Source organism: Fictibacillus phosphorivorans (assembly GCF_001629705.1).
Classification (GTDB): domain Bacteria; phylum Bacillota; class Bacilli; order Bacillales; family Fictibacillaceae; genus Fictibacillus; species Fictibacillus phosphorivorans_A.
Genome location: NZ_CP015378.1, coordinates 2968491 through 2984781, shown reverse-complemented (window position 1 = coordinate 2984781; position 16291 = coordinate 2968491). Strand labels below are relative to the sequence as shown.

Sequence of the window (16291 nt, the reverse complement as noted above, 5' to 3'; positions counted from 1 at the left end):
ATATAGTGTATTATTGAGGATTTTATATGGGGGGGACTTATTTGGTCGCGATTGCTTTTTCACACCCATCAGATGGTATAGCTGTTTTGAAGAAAATGATTCGTATAGCAGCTGAGCATAAAATAAACCCTTCCTTTGCCAAATTATCTGAAGCTTCTTCTAAAATTCTTGAATTGCACATACAGGAGAGAAAAACGTTCATATTGGATGTGTTAACAGAATTTACTCGAAACAAAGTAGAGGATATTTGTTTGAAGGAAATGATTGAACAAGCATTTTGTTACAGCGATTCAGCGGAGCAAAAAGAGATCTTATCTATCACGAAAAGCATCATTCTGGGAGAGATCGAAGGAATACCTGATGTTAAACACCTTCCAAGCTTAAATGAACTAATCAAAAGGCAATGGGAATCTATTATTGACGCTAAAACAAATTTTTTAGAATTTGATTCGTTCATTAAGTTTAGGTTGAAAGAGTATTTAGCAACTTTACTGAAGATTGTTGAATGTGCGATTGATGAGTACAAGTTAGAACTTGAGTACCAAATGTTCGTAGAGCAGTTACGGACATGCTTAACGAAACAAAGATCTTTTACTTCAGCTGATATCGTCGTTATTTTTGAACAAGAGCAGATTCTTCTTTTTGATGAACATCAAAATCAGCTAACGCATACTGAATTGATGATGTTTCATGAAAAAGCACTGCGACTAACCAATGTAGCGAATTTAGACGAACGACTTTTAGGCCCTTTAGTTGGAATCTCTCCAAATTCCGCCAGGATCTATGCATATGATATGGATCATCCACTGCTTCAAACGGTGAAAAACATCTTTCAGGAAAAGGTCACGATCACACCGATTGAAAGGATGTCCTTCAAGGAACATCGATCCTATCGTAAAAAAAAGTCATAAACTTACAGAGTCCTCTTGCTTTTTGAAAAACGACTGCATATAATAGGTGTATAATTTTATCATTCAATCTGTATTGATAAGGACAAGAAGCATATTTTTACGGTTCATAGAGAGGGAAGTCTCGGCTGAAAGCTTCCTAACACGGAAAAATGCTTTACCACCTTGGAACTTCAGCGGTGAACATTTTTAGTAATCGCTGACGGTCGCAGTCCGTTACACTGTCCGAGTGCCGACTGGTTTGTTTAAAGTTGTCGGAACAAGGGTGGAACCACGAGATCATCACTCGTCCCTTCTATAGGGACGGGTGTTTTTTGTTTTCAATCAGATAAGATTCCAAGAATAAAAAGGAGATGTTTTACATGTCGTCAATTTCTATCAAGTTCCCTGACGGTTCAGTCAAGGAATTTCCTAAAGGCGTTACTTCAGAACAAGTAGCAGAGAGTATCAGCCCAAGTTTAAAGAAAAAAGCAGTTGCAGGGAAAGTGAACGGACAATTATATGATTTTTCACGTCCTATCGAAGAAGATGCATCAATCGAGATCGTGATGCAGGATTCTAAAGAGGGTCTTGAAATGACAAGACACTCAAATGCCCATTTACTTGCTCAAGCTCTTAAGCGTCTTTACCCAGACGTGAAGCTTGGCATTGGACCAGTTATCGATAACGGGTTTTACTATGATGTAGACATGTCTCATAACTTAACACCAGAAGATCTGCCTGCGATCGAAAAAGAAATGAAGAAGATCGTAAACGAAAATCTTCCGATCGTACGCAAAGAAGTTAGTCGTGAAGAAGCGCTTGAGATTTACGAAAAATTGAACGATCACTTAAAGCTTGAGCTGATCCGAGACCTTCCTGAAGGGGAAAAGATCACGATCTATGAGCAAGGTGAATTCTTTGACCTTTGCCGTGGGCCGCACGTTCCTTCAACTGGAAAGATCAAAGCTTATAAATTAATGAGCATCTCTGGTGCATACTGGCGTGGAGACAGCGACAACCAAATGCTTCAACGTATATATGGTTCTGCGTTCTTAAGCCAAAAAGACCTTGATGAGTATCTTCACTTTATTGAGGAAGCTCAAAAACGCGATCACCGTAAACTAGGAAAAGAATTAGAGTTATTCATGTTCTCAGAAGAGGCACCAGGAATGCCTTTCTATCTTCCTAACGGCCAGACAATACGTACTGAGCTTGAGAATTTCTCTCGTGAACTTCAACGCCAAGTGGATTACGATGAAGTACGTACTCCGTTTATGATGAATCAGCGTCTATGGGAACAATCAGGTCACTGGGATCACTATCATGAAAACATGTACTTCTCTGAAGTAGATGATACAAAATTTGCGATGAAGCCGATGAACTGCCCAGGTCACATGCTGATCTTTAAGAACAAACTTCATTCTTATAGAGATCTTCCTGTACGTATGGCTGAATTCGGTCAAGTGCATCGTCACGAATATAGCGGCGCACTGAACGGTATGATCCGTGTTCGTACGTTCTGTCAAGATGATGCGCATATCTTTGTTACACCACAGCAGATCGAAAGTGAAATTAAAAACGTATTTAAGTTAGTGGATAAAATCTACAGCACGTTTGGATTCGAATATTCGGTAGAACTTTCAACTCGTCCAGAAGATTCTATGGGTGATGATCGTTTATGGGAACAAGCTGAGGGCGCATTGAAAAACGTTCTAGAAGATCTAGGAATGAACTATCACCTGAACGAGGGAGATGGAGCGTTCTACGGTCCAAAGATCGACTTCCATATTAAAGATGCTCTTAAGAGAAGTCATCAGTGTGCAACGATTCAGTTGGACTTCCAAATGCCAGAAAAATTCGATCTAACGTATGTAGATGAAAACAACCAAAAGGTTCGCCCGGTCGTAATTCACCGTGCGATCTATGGTTCGATCGACCGTTTCTTAGGAATCTTAGTTGAGCACTTTGCTGGAGCGTTCCCAACTTGGTTAGCACCTGTTCAAGTAAAACTAATTCCTGTATCAGATGTTCACAACGAGTATGCGTATAAGCTTCAAGAAGATTTGAAGAAACATGCTGTTCGTGTTGAGATTGATACTAGAAATGAAAAGATGGGTTACAAAATCCGTGAAGCACAGATGAAGAAGATTCCTTACATGCTTGTTCTAGGTGATAAAGAGATCGAAGACAATGCCGTTAACGTTCGTAAATATGGTGAGCAAAAGTCAGAGACAGTCTCTTACGAAGATTTCCGCGATAAGATTTTAGCTCAAATTAACGAAAAGAGATAAGGATATTGAGAGAGCGGCCAATGTTAAGTTGGCCGTTTTTTTATAATGCCCAAAGTGGATAGTAGATCAAGAAAAGTAGACAGTAAATACTCAAGAGTGGACAGTAAAACAACAAAACCAAACCGATGAATAAAAAAACTCTTGCATTCCTTTCGTAAACGAAGTAAAATTAATTTCGTTGCTGTTATTACATTCGTTGTTTGACACGTATATCTCCAATGTGTTATAGTATGTAAGGTTAATAAAATAAGCAAAAGCATCAAACAAGCAGAAGCACCCGCTTCTCACCTGACTCGACGTCACTAGTGGCTGTTGATGGGTAGATGGATATTCAGGCATGTCAAATTGTACATAGCCGGTTTACTATGTGTGGGTGATCGTTGCGCCGACGCTTTTTTTATTTGCAGAAATAACAAGTCGAGTGTTTTAAAACACTCACTGAAAAAATTTGGAGGTGACTTACTATTAGTAAGGACATGTCTGTCAATGAAGGTATTCGTGCTCGTGAGGTTCGCTTAATCGGTCCTGATGGAAGCCAGCTTGGCATTAAATCTAGACAAGAAGCTTTGGATCTTGCTACAAACGCAAATCTTGACCTTGTACTCGTTGCTGCAACTGCTAAACCGCCAGTATGTCGTATCATGGACTACGGTAAGTTTAAATACGAGCAACAACGTAAAGATCGTGAAGCACGAAAAAATCAAAAGGTCATTACGACTAAAGAGATTCGTCTAAGTCCAACGATTGAGGAAAACGACTTTAATACAAAGCTTAGAAATGCGCGTAAGTTCCTTGAAAAAGGTGACAAAGTAAAAGCAAGTATTCGTTTCCGTGGACGTGCAATCACTCATTCTCAAATCGGAAAAACGGTATTGGAAAAGTTAGCGAAAGAATGTGAAGATCTTTCTACGGTTGAAACAAAACCGAAGATGGAAGGTCGTAGCATGTTCCTTATCCTTGCGCCTAAAGCCGAAAAATAATTTTTACCAGGGAGGATAACCATTATGCCTAAAATGAAAACTCATAAAGGTGCTGCGAAGCGCTTTAGAAAAACTGGATCAGGTAAATTAAAGCGTGCTCGCGCTTATACTAGTCACTTGTTTGCTAACAAGTCAACTAAAGCTAAGCGTAAGCTTCGTAAAGCGAAACTTGTTCACAGCGGTGACTACAAGCGTATCCGCACATTGTTAACTTACAAAAAACGTTAATCGTTCATCAATCGATTTAAAAATAGGAGGTTTTTAATATGCCAAGAGTAAAAGGTGGCTATGTAACACGTCGTCGTCGTAAGAAAGTTCTTAAACTAGCTAAAGGCTATTTCGGTTCCAAACATAAATTATTTAAAGTAGCACAACAACAAGTATTCAAATCACTTATGTACGCTTACCGTGACCGTCGTCAAAAGAAGCGTGACTTCCGTAAGCTTTGGATCACTCGTATCAACGCTGCTGCTCGTACAAACGGTCTTTCTTACAGCCGTTTAATGCACGGTCTTAAACTTGCGGGTATCGACATCAACCGTAAGATGCTTTCTGAAATTGCTATCACAGACGAAAAAGCTTTCGCTGAATTAGCTTCAAAAGCAAAAGACAGCCTAAAAGCTTAAGTAGAAAAAAAGAAAAGATCATTTCCTCATTTGATGGAGATGATCTTTTTTCATTCTGAAGGGAAACAACAAGGTGTTAATCATATATCTAATCATTTTAAACGTAGCCGCTTATTATGTTATGAAAAGAGACAAGTTATCTGCTAAAAAGGGCGAATGGCGTACACCTGAAGCAAGGCTTTGGTTGATCGCAATTATTGGTGGAGCACCCGGTATGTGGCTTGCTATGAAAAAGTTGCGTCATAAGACTAAACATCCTTCATTTCGTTATGGGCTGCCTCTTTTAAGTATGTTTATAACGGTTTTAGCAGGTTGGTTTATATAGAACTATTCCTGTTGAAGATATCGTTTGTCTTTTAAGAACAACCTCCAGAAAATATAGAAACCTGGTGCCAAGATGGCGAGACCAACGATATACATAATCATTAAGGAATAAAATGTCTCGGGTGCAGTAAACGCCTCATAGATCGTTAAATCAGGATATACGATGTAAGGCAGATGAGCTAATCCATAACCTACGCTTGCAAGACCATATTGTAAAACAGTTGCTAATAGTGTAAGACGCGGCCGTCCAATTCCTGGGCGGTTTTGTTTTGGCCACCATAGAGAAAAGTATGCAACAAAAAAGGCGACCAATGAAAGAATAAACCAGATCTTTTGATCCATTAGATTATCGATGAGCCAGCGCGATTCTGGTGTTATGAATAGTAATGTGAAAAGCGCGGCGATTAGCGTCAGTGGACCTAACAGAATCGCATTGCTCCGATATAGCATATATGCATCCTCTTTTTTAGAGACTCTTGCGTAATCTGCTAAAAACAGTGATGAAAGATACAACTCAGATGTAAGACCGAACAGCACGTACAAATAGAGTGTTGGACTTGTAAGCAGCTTTGAGAGCAAAAGGCTCTGTGTATCTCCATCAACAGCGATAAATCCACCTTGTGAGATTGGAAGCACGGCAATTAACAGGGATGGGATAAGCAGGCCAGAGATGCCAGAGATAATAAACATCGTTCTGCGATATCCTTGTACAGAATACGAGAACACCATAAATGCACTCCGGATAGCAAGTAAGAAGAGAATCAAAGAAACTGGAACGAGCATGACAGTTCCGAGAGTATATGCACCTTTTGGAAAGAAACCAACGAACGCAACCACTAAAAGAACTAAGAACGTGTTTGTAATTTCCCAAGTGGGGGACAAGAAACGATTCGCGATTCTTCCAGCCATCGTCTTATGATTGTTATAGATCATCGCCCAGAATCCAGCTCCAAAATCGATGGAACCGAATATGCTATAGATAAATATAAAGGTCCACATCATCAGAATCGCTAAAACTTCTTCGCTCATCCTTCATTCCTCCTTTCTAACTCTGAAGTTTTTCCATATCTTTTGATACAGGATTTCGTTTGAAATAAGCCGTTAAAATTAAAACGGTTAACACGCTGAGTAATGCATATAAGCCTAAGAACAACAGGAAGAGCATCCCAAGATCTTCATTCTTAGTCGCAGCTTCTGCCGTTGTCTGAACGCGATAGATGGTCCATGGCTGTCTGCCGCTACAGCTGAATACCCAGCCGAACTCAATGCCGAGCATAGAGAGTGGTCCTGATAAAACAAGCGACCATAACAGCCACTTTGGAAATGGTTTTCCTTTTCTTTTTACAAAGAACCACCAGTAGGCTAAAGCCACTGCTGCAAGTCCTAATAAAAGTGTTCCGATCCCTACCATTAAGTTAAAGAGCGTGTGTACATAAAACGGTGGCCACGTTTCTCGAGGAAACTCGTACAATCCTTTTACCTCTGTATCAAACTTTCCAGCAGCAAGCCAGCTAAGTGCCCAAGGGATTTCGATTCCGTATTTCACTTCTTCGGTCTTTGGATCTGTATACCCCCCTATAGCAAGGGGTGCATACCTTTGAGTCTCAAACAGCCCTTCTGCAGCTGCTAGTTTTTCAGGAGAATGCTGGTGCAGAATCTGCGCTGAATGATGGCCAGAAACCGCAGAGACAAAGCTCATCAAAAGGGCAACGGTAAGAGACATGAACAACCCTTTTAAGTGATAAGCTCGTTCCCGTTCAGGACGTTTCTTTAACAGTTTGAAAGCTGCTACCGAAGCAACGGCGAACGCTCCTGTCATATAAGCGGTAATGGCAACATGGAATGATGAGGATAGAAAGCTAGGATTGAAGAAAGCATCCCACGGAGAAACATCATAGATTGTCCCATCTGGTTTGATCTTAAATCCATCTGGAGTGTTCATCCACGTATTAACCGCAGAAATTAAGATGGCAGACGCAACTGCTCCAAGTGCTACAAAGAATACAGATATCAAACGGAAATATCTTGGCAATCTGTCAGCAGCATATACGTAGATCGACATGAATAATGCTTCTAAGAAAAAAGCGAAGATCTCAATTTGAAAGGGCAGTGAGATGACCTTACCTACAATCTCCATAAACCCTGGCCACAGTAGAGATAATTGTACGCCTACAATCGTCCCGGATGGAATAGCAACTCCTAACAATACGGCAAACGCCTTTGTCCAGCGCTTAGCCATGATGGCGTAATCGTTGTCACCTTTTACTTGATGTATAATTTCGGCGATAACGATCATCAAAGGAAGACCTACACCAAGTGTTGCAAATATGATATGAAAACCTAGTGATGTACCAAAGAACGCTCTCGCGAGTACAACTGTATCCATGATTCGGACTCCTCCTAAGAAACTAAGAACTATGTAAGCAAACAATCTATAGTTAAGGTGTCAAAAAGAAGTAGTGTTTATGCATACGAACATTCTGTCATACAGAGCTCGTCTTCTGTCATATGCTGACTTAAAGGGGGTGAGTGCGTGTTAGACAATGATAGTGTGTTCATCGAGGTGCTCAAGTTTAGTGGGATCTTTGCCCCTTTATTGTTCATTCTTCTTCAAGCGTTTCGACAGTTCTTTTTTCTGCCGGTCGGCCTGATCTGTCTTACAGGTGGCATCTTGTTTGGCGCAGTGGCAGGGGCGTTCTATTCAGTCATCGGAATCACGCTTTCAAGTGTTTTGTTTTACTGGGGAATGAAAAGTATGCCGAAACTGATGAAAAAAGTAAAAAAACTGCAAAAAAAGTGGATTGGGAAACGAATGCCGTTTTCAATAGGTCAGATTGCTATTTTAAAAATGATTCCTTTTATGCATTTTCATCTGCTGAGTCTATGCTTGATTGAGATCTCGTCAAATTTTAAAGAATATACAAAAGCTAGTATCATCTCAAACGTTCCGATCGCTATTCTTTATTCTTCATTCGGCTCGGTGTTGTTCTCACTCTCGCTCGTTACTTCTGCAGCTATTCTTGTTGGGTTATCTGTATTGTTTTACTTATTGAGACGAAAAGAATGGGTGATCAAATGGAGTGAGTTCTTTGAGGAAGAGAAAGAAGAACACCATAAACAACGCATGCCTGCATAAGGTGTGCTTTTTTTGTTAGAATTTTTTTAGCTTTGTATGAAGAACAACTAAATTCACCCTCGAATGTAGGGCTAGATAACGTTATAATAGCTTAGGAATGAAAGGCAGGGATGAACGTGAAAATTAAAGAACTCTTTTCCATGCAGCGCGAATTGAACATGCGTATTGTGGAAGAACATAATCTTGATAATTCATCATTATTTGAACAGAGAAGATTAGCATTTCTAGTTGAGCTTGGCGAATTGGCTAACGAAACAAGATGCTTTAAATATTGGAGTAAACGTCCAGCTTCTGCTAAAGAAGTAATCTTAGAAGAATATGTAGACGGACTACATTTTGTTTTGTCAATCGGCTTAGATTTAGGAATTGATGAGGTCGATATGACGAATGAGGTTGATCATAGTGAGAAAATGGACAAGATAGATATTAATACATTATTTTTAACGCTCTATCAAGCGGGGGCTAAATCTCTATCGAGTAAAGAGTTTCAATCATTTTTTGATACTTTCTTAGGGTTGGGCGTGAAGCTCGGGTTTTCATTTGAAGAGATTGAAGGAGCTTATTTTGAAAAGAATAGAGTGAATCATGAGCGTCAAGATACAGGGTATTAATTCTTCTAGCCTTAAATGATAAACAAAAAACCCGGAAATTCCGGGTTTTACTTCAAGCCGTCTGAAAGTGTGTTTAAAATTTCTTCTTTCTTTTGTTGATCAGAGTTTTTCCAGATCACTTCAAAAAGAACGCCAAGACCAGGAAGCATTTTCTCTTCTCCACTCTCGATGGCATCTACAATCGTATCTTGTAATTGCTCTTTATTGTTGCCAGTAACGTTATGCAATACAGCTTTTCTAAGATCAAGATTCATGGATATGCACCTCTATTGATTTTTTCTTTTTTTATTGTGTACGTTCTGAGCATGTTTTATGAGAAAAAAGTAAAATATTTATGATTTAAAGGAGAACACCTGAAAATGAAGCACATTGAATCAGAGTCCAACGCTTCCTTGAAGCAATGGAAAAAACTTCATACAAAAAAAGAACGTGAAAAATCTGGGACTTTCTTGATTGAAGGTCCGCATCTTATAGAAGAAGCAATTGCCTCTGGAGCAAAACTTCAACATGTGATTGTTGAAGAAAATTTTGAAATCAACGAGACTTGGTTAAAGGAAAAATTCAGCCTATGGTCTGTTCCGGCTAAATTAATGAAACAGCTATCTGAAACAGAAAAGCCACAAGGGATCATTGCTGTTTGTGAAATGATGGATCAATCTGAAGAAATCATTAAAAAAGAAGGTCGTTACCTTTTAATCGATGGCGTTCAAGACCCAGGAAATCTTGGTACGATCATTCGAACAGCTGATAGCGCAGGTCTCGACGGTGTATTCTTAGGCGAAGGTACAGCGGATCTTTATAATGGTAAAACCGTCCGATCAACGCAAGGATCGTTGTTTCATCTGCCGATCGTAAAAGCGAACTTGTTAGAGATTATTGAACGTTGTAAAGCGCATGATCTGCCGGTACTATCGACGTCTCTTCAAAATTCTGTGGATATGCGAGAAACGCCTGAAGTAAATGGATTTGCTTTGATCATGGGCAATGAAGGCGCTGGTGTACAGGAGATTCTTCAACAAGAATCAACGTTGAATGTGAAGATTCCGATCTTCGGCAGTGCAGAGTCCCTAAACGTTTCCGTAGCAACGGGCATTCTTTTGTATGAATTACAGCGAAATCGTACGTAATTTGTGACATAGCGTTGCAATTATAGAATTTTTTCATATATAATGAAAAAGATGAATGGAATAGCATTAAAAACGAAGATGGAGAAAAGTAGATAATGATTCCGCCAAAAAGGGAGGAAATGTCTTAGACTGTGAGCATTTCTTTGGTAGGTGTTATTGAATTCACTCCGGAGTTGTCACCTGAAACGGTAAGTAGGGCTGACCGGTGAAGAGCCGTTATTAAAATGAAGTGAACAGTGTATTTTTCATTGTTAAATTGGGTGGTACCGCGAACTCCTCGTCCCTTATTGGATGAGGAGTTTTTTACATTTTTTAGGAGGGGTTGCACGGTGAAAGACCGTTTAGAAGCTTTAAAAGTAGAAGCGATCGGACAGATCAAAGAAGCACAAGATTTAAAAGATCTGCAAGCTGTTAAGGTAGCTTATTTAGGAAAGAAAGGACCCATTACTGAAGTATTAAAAGGGATGGGAAAACTGTCTGCTGAAGAAAGACCTGTTATTGGTGCTTATGCCAACGAAGTTCGTGACAGCATCCAACAGGAACTAGATAAAAAACAAACCGCGCTTGAGGATGCAGCCATCGCGGAAAAGCTATCAAAAGAAACAATCGATGTTTCATTACCAGGAAGACCTGTAAAGAAAGGAAATCCTCACCCGTTAACAGCAGTTGTTACGGAGATTGAAGATCTTTTCTTAAGCATGGGCTTCACGATCGCTGAAGGTCCAGAAGTAGAAACAGATTATTACAATTTCGAGGCGCTTAACTTGCCAAAAGGGCATCCTGCGCGTGATATGCAAGACTCATTCTTTATTACAGAGGATATCCTTCTTCGTACACAAACTTCACCTGTTCAAGCACGTACGATGGAAAAGCATGAAGGGGAAGGACCTGTAAAAATCATTTCTCCAGGTAAGGTTTACCGAAGAGATAACGATGATGCAACACACTCTCATCAGTTCATGCAGATTGAAGGACTTGTTGTAGACCAAAATGTTCGTTTAAGTGATTTAAAAGGTGTTCTCGAAACGTTCGCGAAGAAAATGTTCGGTGAAGATCGAAAAATTCGTCTTCGTCCAAGTTTCTTCCCTTTTACAGAACCATCTGTTGAAATGGATATCTCTTGTTTTAAATGTAGCGGAAAAGGCTGTTCGATCTGTAAACAAACAGGTTGGATCGAGATCTTAGGAGCAGGTATGGTTCATCCGAACGTACTTGAGATGGCTGGATTCGATTCAAAGAAATACACAGGTTTTGCATTTGGAATGGGACCTGAACGTATCGCGATGCTCAAATATGGAATTGATGATATTCGTCATTTCTATGCGAACGATATCCGGTTTTTAAAACAATTCAAAAATGCATAACTTGAGGAGGGGAATTATATGCTAATCTCTTATAACTGGCTAAAAGAATATGTAAATGTAGAAATCTCACCGTCTGAACTCGCAGATAAGATTACAAAAAGCGGTATTGAAGTCGAGATGGTCGAGTCATTAAATAAAGGAATCAGTGGAGTAGTTGTTGGGTATGTGCAAGAATGTATCCAGCATCCGAACGCTGACAAGCTTAGAGTTTGTAAAGTAGATGTAGGTCAAGGTGAAGTCTCACAGATCGTTTGTGGTGCACCGAATGTAGCTCAAGGCCAAAAAGTGGCTGTGGCTGTACCTGGTGCCGTCCTTCCGGGTAACTTTAAAATTAAAAAAGCAAAACTTCGCGGTGAAGAATCTCACGGAATGATCTGTTCGCTTACAGAGTTAGGTGTTGATACAAAATTAGTTCCAAAAGAATATGCAACAGGAATCTTTGTGATGCCATCTGACGCAGAGCCTGGAAGTGATGCTTTAGAATACTTAAATCTGAATGATCATGTACTGGAACTTGGACTTACACCAAACCGAGCTGATTGCCTGAACGTAATCGGTGTTGCAAATGAAGTAGCAGCAATTTTAAAACAAGAAGTGAAACTTCCAAACACATCGATCAATACTTCAGAAGAAAAAGCAGAAGATTTTATTTCCGTTCAGATCGAATCACTGGAAGATAACCCTTATTACGGTGCGATGATTATCCGCGATGTTAAGATTGGTCCTTCACCACTTTGGATGCAGAACCGATTAATGGCATCAGGCATTCGTCCGATCAATAACATTGTTGATATCACAAACTATGTACTTCTTGAATATGGTCAGCCACTACATGCGTTTGACTTTAACCGATTAGGTTCTAAAGAGATTGTCATCCGACGTGCTACAGAAGGTGAGCACATTCAAACGCTAGATGATCAGGATCGTAAACTTAAAGATACTCATTTAGTGATCACAAATGGTAAAGATCCGATTGCGGTAGCTGGTGTTATGGGCGGAGCTACGAGTGAAGTTCAATCGGACACAACAAACGTACTATTAGAGGCAGCGTATTTTGCTTCAGGTCGTGTAAGAGCAGCTTCAAAAGATCTAGGATTACGCAGTGAAGCAAGTTCGAGATACGAAAAAGGCATAGACCGTAACCGTGTATATGCAGCTGCAATGAGAGCAGCTAGTCTTATGGCCGAAATTGCTGGAGGCAAAGTTGCTGAAGGAATCGTTGAGGCAGGTAAGCGCGAAGTTAACACATATAGTGTGAAGATGGATGTTTCAAGAATGAACAACCTTTTAGGAACAGAGATTACATCGGAACAGACTGCGTCTATCTTTGAGCGTTTAGGTTTTGGATATAAAGAGTCTAACGGACAGTTCGAAGTAAACGTTCCTTCCCGCAGACCGGACATTACGATCGAAGCAGATTTAATTGAAGAAGTAGGACGTATTTATGGATATGATCGTATCCCAACTACGTACCTTTTATCAGAAGCGCGTCCAGGTGGCCTAACGAAGAATCAGGCACAACGCCGTAATATCAGAACATATCTAGAGGGTGCAGGGCTATATCAAGCTGTAACATACGCATTGACTACTCCACTAAAGTCAACTCATTTTTCATTTAGTGATGAGAAGGTATATCCGATCTCAGTTGCGCATCCGATGAGTGAAGAGCGCAGTACGTTAAGAATGAGTTTATTGCCACAGCTTCTAGAAGTGCTTCAATACAACAGAAATCGTTCGATGGAAGACCTCGCTATCTATGAGATGGGATCAGTCTTCATCAATCGCCAAGAGGTTTTAACAGATCTCCCTGAAGAATATGTATTTGTATCAGGAGCTGTTACTGGTGTATTTAATGAGCATCTTTGGCAAGGCGAAAGAAAGACTGTTGATTTCTATGTGTTAAAAGGTATTCTTGAAGGTCTCATGAGTGAATTGAACCTTTCTGAACGCATCACATATGAAGCTGGAGAAATTGAGAACATGCATCCAGGAAGAACAGCAATCGTGAAACTTGATGGTATTTCTGTAGGATTTGTTGGTCAGCTTCACCCAGCTCTTCAAAAAGAGTTGGATGTAAAAGATACGTATGTGTTCGAGTTGAACGCAAGTAGTCTTTTAGAAAAGGAAACGGATCAGATGGTCTATCAAACATTGCCGCGTTATCCTTCAATCACACGAGATATCGCTCTTGTTGTTGATCAAGAACTTCCAGCAGGAGATCTGACAACTGTGATCCAGGCTGCAGGTGGAGCATTGTTAAAAGAAGTAAATCTTTTTGATCTGTATGAAGGTGAAAAGATGGAAGCCGGTAAGAAATCACTTGCATTTTCACTAAAATATTTTGATCCAGAACGAACGTTAACAGATGAAGAAGTCGTAACGGCGCATGACCGTGTATTAAAGAGCTTAGAAGAACGCTTTGGCGCTCAGCTAAGAAAATAATTGTTGAAGAAGCTGGTTCATCAAGAGATGGCCAGTTTTTTTTGTCTTTATTTTTAGGCTGTTTTTGCATATTTTGCCGTTCTTGAAAATGGTGTCAATGCGAACTGGACACTTTTATGTGAAAAGGGATCATTTTTATGTGATGGACTTGATTTTTTATATGATGAACTTGATTTTTTATGTGATGAACCGCATTTTTTATGTGAATATTACTTTTTAGTAACCAATGGCGGATGCTCGCTCTGCGAAAAAGAGGATGATTCCTTATGGATCATCCTCTCCGCACTTTAAATCTTCTTTTTACGTAATAAATTTAGCGCTTTTTGAGTATTTGCAAAATGTTTTTTGGTTGCTGTATCAAATACAGACTGTCCAAACTTCTCAACAAGTTCTGCCGCTTTAACATCGACATGAGGACCTGCGCCTTTTGGGATTACAGTATTGAAGCGAGCCCCTAATTTATCCATTTCTTTTAAGAAGCTATATCTCGCCAAGATGGAAGCAGCAGCAACAGAAAGATGAATCGATTCACCTTTTGTAGCAAAATAAAGCCCTTCTTTTAAAAGATTCTTCTCTCTTGCTAAGTAGTTAAAGTACACACCAGGTTCACAGAATTGATCGACTAATATACCTTCGATCTCTTCACCTTCAATTTTTGCTTTTACGTTTTGGAGAGCTCGGTTATGAAGGATCGCCTTAATCTTTCCTTGCGTCATCCCTTTTTGCTGAAGTTCGTTATACTTCTCATTATTAAGTACGAGAAGTGAGTATGGAACGGTATGGATGAGTTCTTTTGCGATTTGAATGATCTGTTTATCATTTAAGTGCTTGGAATCTTTTACACCTAGTTCTTTTACGAGTACAAGGTTAGCTCTAGAAACGTATGCGGCGGCAACCGTCATCGGTCCAAAGTAATCTCCTGTTCCAACTTCGTCACTTCCGATCATTGATAATTCTGCTGCGTTCTTTGGTGGGGCATACTGATGAGGCGGTTTCACCGTTGAACTTTTCGTTTTTGGGACGGAAACTTCGCCTGAGTATTTTTGAGAAGCAGCTTCAGCTCCCTTACCTTGGAAAAGGACTTTGCCCGACTGGTATGCTGTAACGGTGCAATCTGAGAGTTTAGCTGAAAAAACTGCTCCAGGCGGGGTTTTAGCGGATAGAACGGACGAGAGTTCTTTTTTCATTTGAAGTATTTCTGAATTAGTCATCTTTTTCACAACGTGAGACATGATAGTATCCTCCTAAAAATGAAGAGATTTCCAAATATATCAAAAAAACGCTACAATAGAACAGAAATATTTTCAACTATGAACGATATTTGATAAGATAAAGATTAGAGTATTCATTAAATGAATGATCCTTTGTATGTTAAGGAGGTTATTTTGTGGCGGAAGAGAAAAAGAAAAACCGTACGACGGTCGAAATCTATGGACAACGATATGTAATTGCAGGGACCGAATCCTCCAGCCACATTCATTTAGTAGCTGACAAAGTAGACTTAAAAATGAGAGAGATTCAATCTCATAACCGGGTTCTCGACACGAAACAACTAGCTGTACTTACAGCAGTAAATACAATGAACGAATATTTAAAGATTAAAGAAGAGCTGAAAAAATTGCAACAGCGAATTGGAAAAGAGGAAAGTTAGTATGTTGGATTTAATTTTAATTATTGTTTTAGCAGGTGGATTTTTAATCGGATTAAAAAGAGGCTTCATCATGCAACTCGTTCATCTGGTCGGATTTATAGCAGCCTATATCGTTGCTTATCTGTATTATGATGATCTTGCGCCAAAGTTAGAGTTGTGGATTCCATATCCTTCTTCAAATGATAGTTCTGTATCCTTCTTAATGAACAGCATATCACTTGAACAAGCTTATTATAATGCGATAGCCTTTGCGATTCTGTTCTTCGCTACGAAAATCATTCTTCAGATTCTTGGATCGATGCTTGATTTTCTTGCAAACTTACCGATTCTTCATACGTTCAACAGATGGCTCGGTGGTTTACTAGGTTTTGTAGAAGTCTATTTGATCGTGTTTATTCTATTGTATATCGCGACATTAGTTCCGATAGAAGCCTTTCAAACTCATTATGAAAATTCATGGATCGCACAGGGAATGGTCAAAAACACCCCCGTATTTTCTGAGTCCGTAAAGGAAATGTGGATGAAACATATGGCATAACTTCTCCCAGCGCGGAGAAGTTTTTTTCTTTGTTGTTTATACTCATTTGTCCTTGAAAGTAGTTGACTTCCGCTTCAGGTTGCATGCTTTCCGCGGGGCAGGCGGTGAGCCACATTCGTACGTTTCTCGAATAAGTGTCTCACCTGTCTAGTATCAATGGCTAGCCCCTCGAGGTCAAAAGGTAAATAGACCATGAAGGCAAAGTACGCCTTCAAATCCATTCACCTTTTGCTTGTCGGGGCTGAACAAGCCATTTACACTTTTCAGACTGCCAGTCTGTCCCGCAGGAGTCAGCAACCTTACGCTACAAT

At 39.8% G+C, this 16291-nt stretch carries 17 protein-coding genes and 3 other annotated features; of the genes, 13 read left to right on the top strand and 4 right to left on the bottom strand.

Annotated features, from left to right (window positions below; genetic code table 11):
- Window positions 1–41: 41 nt before the first annotated feature.
- The 6 genes from ytxC (at window position 42) to ABE65_RS15370 (ending at window position 5112) form a co-directional block, all read left to right on the top strand.
- The gene (ytxC, locus tag ABE65_RS15395) at window positions 42–911 is read left to right on the top strand and encodes a sporulation protein YtxC (protein ID WP_066396721.1); all 870 of its coding nucleotides are present in this window, start codon (window positions 42–44) and stop codon (window positions 909–911) included.
- Window positions 912–975: 64 nt separating this feature from the next.
- Window positions 976–1205: a binding site (T-box leader), on the top strand.
- Window positions 1206–1270: 65 nt separating this feature from the next.
- Window positions 1271–3181: a threonine--tRNA ligase gene (gene thrS / locus ABE65_RS15390; RefSeq protein WP_066396719.1), complete on the top strand. Its 1911-nt coding sequence runs from the start codon at window positions 1271–1273 to the stop codon at window positions 3179–3181.
- 259 nt (window positions 3182–3440) lie between these two features.
- Window positions 3441–3585 (top strand) — a sequence feature (ribosomal protein L20 leader region).
- A gap of 72 nt (window positions 3586–3657) precedes the next feature.
- Complete coding sequence (gene infC, locus ABE65_RS15385; RefSeq protein WP_066396718.1) at window positions 3658–4161, top strand: translation initiation factor IF-3; 504 nt, start codon at window positions 3658–3660, stop codon at window positions 4159–4161.
- A gap of 24 nt (window positions 4162–4185) precedes the next feature.
- Window positions 4186–4389, top strand: coding sequence for a 50S ribosomal protein L35 (gene rpmI, locus ABE65_RS15380; RefSeq protein ID WP_066243622.1), 204 nt, complete (start codon window positions 4186–4188; stop codon window positions 4387–4389).
- A 38-nt stretch (window positions 4390–4427) separates the two neighbouring features.
- The gene (rplT, locus tag ABE65_RS15375; RefSeq protein ID WP_066291543.1) at window positions 4428–4787 is read left to right on the top strand and encodes a 50S ribosomal protein L20; all 360 of its coding nucleotides are present in this window, start codon (window positions 4428–4430) and stop codon (window positions 4785–4787) included.
- 73 nt (window positions 4788–4860) lie between these two features.
- Window positions 4861–5112: a DUF1294 domain-containing protein gene (locus ABE65_RS15370; RefSeq protein ID WP_269148762.1), complete on the top strand. Its 252-nt coding sequence runs from the start codon at window positions 4861–4863 to the stop codon at window positions 5110–5112.
- 2 nt (window positions 5113–5114) lie between these two features.
- On the opposite strand, the gene ABE65_RS15365 is transcribed toward ABE65_RS15370, so the two are convergent.
- Complete coding sequence (locus ABE65_RS15365; RefSeq protein ID WP_066396715.1) at window positions 5115–6140, bottom strand: cytochrome d ubiquinol oxidase subunit II; 1026 nt, start codon at window positions 6138–6140, stop codon at window positions 5115–5117.
- Between the two features lie 16 nt (window positions 6141–6156).
- On the bottom strand, window positions 6157–7497 hold the full coding sequence (locus tag ABE65_RS15360) for a cytochrome ubiquinol oxidase subunit I (RefSeq protein ID WP_066396714.1): 1341 nt from the start codon (window positions 7495–7497) through the stop codon (window positions 6157–6159).
- A gap of 147 nt (window positions 7498–7644) precedes the next feature.
- Here ABE65_RS15360 and ABE65_RS15355 point away from each other — a divergent pair, with 147 nt between their 5' ends.
- Both ABE65_RS15355 and ABE65_RS15350 read left to right on the top strand, forming a co-directional pair.
- Window positions 7645–8247 (top strand): TVP38/TMEM64 family protein, encoded by a 603-nt coding sequence (locus ABE65_RS15355; protein WP_066396712.1) that lies wholly within the window; start codon window positions 7645–7647, stop codon window positions 8245–8247.
- 110 nt (window positions 8248–8357) lie between these two features.
- Entirely contained in the window at window positions 8358–8858 is a 501-nt protein-coding gene (locus ABE65_RS15350; protein WP_066396710.1) for a dUTP diphosphatase, read from the top strand.
- Between the two features lie 47 nt (window positions 8859–8905).
- Here ABE65_RS15350 and sspI read toward each other — a convergent pair whose 3' ends face one another.
- The gene (sspI, locus tag ABE65_RS15345; RefSeq protein ID WP_066396708.1) at window positions 8906–9112 is read right to left on the bottom strand and encodes a small acid-soluble spore protein SspI; all 207 of its coding nucleotides are present in this window, start codon (window positions 9110–9112) and stop codon (window positions 8906–8908) included.
- Between the two features lie 105 nt (window positions 9113–9217).
- On the opposite strand from sspI, the gene ABE65_RS15340 reads away from it, so the two are divergent.
- The 3 genes from ABE65_RS15340 (at window position 9218) to pheT (ending at window position 13791) form a co-directional block, all read left to right on the top strand.
- Complete coding sequence (locus ABE65_RS15340; protein ID WP_066396706.1) at window positions 9218–9985, top strand: TrmH family RNA methyltransferase; 768 nt, start codon at window positions 9218–9220, stop codon at window positions 9983–9985.
- 66 nt (window positions 9986–10051) lie between these two features.
- Window positions 10052–10273: a binding site (T-box leader), on the top strand.
- A 41-nt stretch (window positions 10274–10314) separates the two neighbouring features.
- The gene (gene pheS / locus ABE65_RS15335; protein WP_066396704.1) at window positions 10315–11349 is read left to right on the top strand and encodes a phenylalanine--tRNA ligase subunit alpha; all 1035 of its coding nucleotides are present in this window, start codon (window positions 10315–10317) and stop codon (window positions 11347–11349) included.
- A gap of 18 nt (window positions 11350–11367) precedes the next feature.
- The gene (pheT, locus tag ABE65_RS15330) at window positions 11368–13791 is read left to right on the top strand and encodes a phenylalanine--tRNA ligase subunit beta (RefSeq protein ID WP_066396701.1); all 2424 of its coding nucleotides are present in this window, start codon (window positions 11368–11370) and stop codon (window positions 13789–13791) included.
- Between the two features lie 287 nt (window positions 13792–14078).
- Here pheT and rnhC read toward each other — a convergent pair whose 3' ends face one another.
- On the bottom strand, window positions 14079–15023 hold the full coding sequence (rnhC, locus tag ABE65_RS15325; protein WP_066396699.1) for a ribonuclease HIII: 945 nt from the start codon (window positions 15021–15023) through the stop codon (window positions 14079–14081).
- Window positions 15024–15178: 155 nt separating this feature from the next.
- Between rnhC and zapA the strand changes: the two genes are divergently transcribed.
- Together zapA and ABE65_RS15315 are read left to right on the top strand one after the other, a co-directional pair.
- Window positions 15179–15442, top strand: a complete 264-nt coding sequence (zapA, locus tag ABE65_RS15320; protein ID WP_066396697.1) for a cell division protein ZapA — start codon at window positions 15179–15181, stop codon at window positions 15440–15442.
- A 1-nt stretch (window position 15443) separates the two neighbouring features.
- Entirely contained in the window at window positions 15444–15980 is a 537-nt protein-coding gene (locus ABE65_RS15315) for a CvpA family protein (protein WP_066396695.1), read from the top strand.
- Window positions 15981–16291 lie beyond the last annotated feature (311 nt).

Coding starts and splice junctions, on each gene's coding strand:
- thrS (WP_066396719.1), top strand. CDS start 1,271: ATGTCGTCAATTTCTATCAAGTTCCCTGACGGTTCAGTCAAGGAATTT.
- infC (WP_066396718.1), top strand. CDS start 3,658: ATGTCTGTCAATGAAGGTATTCGTGCTCGTGAGGTTCGCTTAATCGGT.
- rpmI (WP_066243622.1), top strand. CDS start 4,186: ATGCCTAAAATGAAAACTCATAAAGGTGCTGCGAAGCGCTTTAGAAAA.
- rplT (WP_066291543.1), top strand. CDS start 4,428: ATGCCAAGAGTAAAAGGTGGCTATGTAACACGTCGTCGTCGTAAGAAA.
- ABE65_RS15365 (WP_066396715.1), bottom strand. CDS start 6,140: ATGAGCGAAGAAGTTTTAGCGATTCTGATGATGTGGACCTTTATATTT.
- ABE65_RS15360 (WP_066396714.1), bottom strand. CDS start 7,497: ATGGATACAGTTGTACTCGCGAGAGCGTTCTTTGGTACATCACTAGGT.
- ABE65_RS15350 (WP_066396710.1), top strand. CDS start 8,358: ATGAACGTGAAAATTAAAGAACTCTTTTCCATGCAGCGCGAATTGAAC.
- sspI (WP_066396708.1), bottom strand. CDS start 9,112: ATGAATCTTGATCTTAGAAAAGCTGTATTGCATAACGTTACTGGCAAC.
- ABE65_RS15340 (WP_066396706.1), top strand. CDS start 9,218: ATGAAGCACATTGAATCAGAGTCCAACGCTTCCTTGAAGCAATGGAAA.
- pheT (WP_066396701.1), top strand. CDS start 11,368: ATGCTAATCTCTTATAACTGGCTAAAAGAATATGTAAATGTAGAAATC.
- rnhC (WP_066396699.1), bottom strand. CDS start 15,023: ATGTCTCACGTTGTGAAAAAGATGACTAATTCAGAAATACTTCAAATG.
- ABE65_RS15315 (WP_066396695.1), top strand. CDS start 15,444: ATGTTGGATTTAATTTTAATTATTGTTTTAGCAGGTGGATTTTTAATC.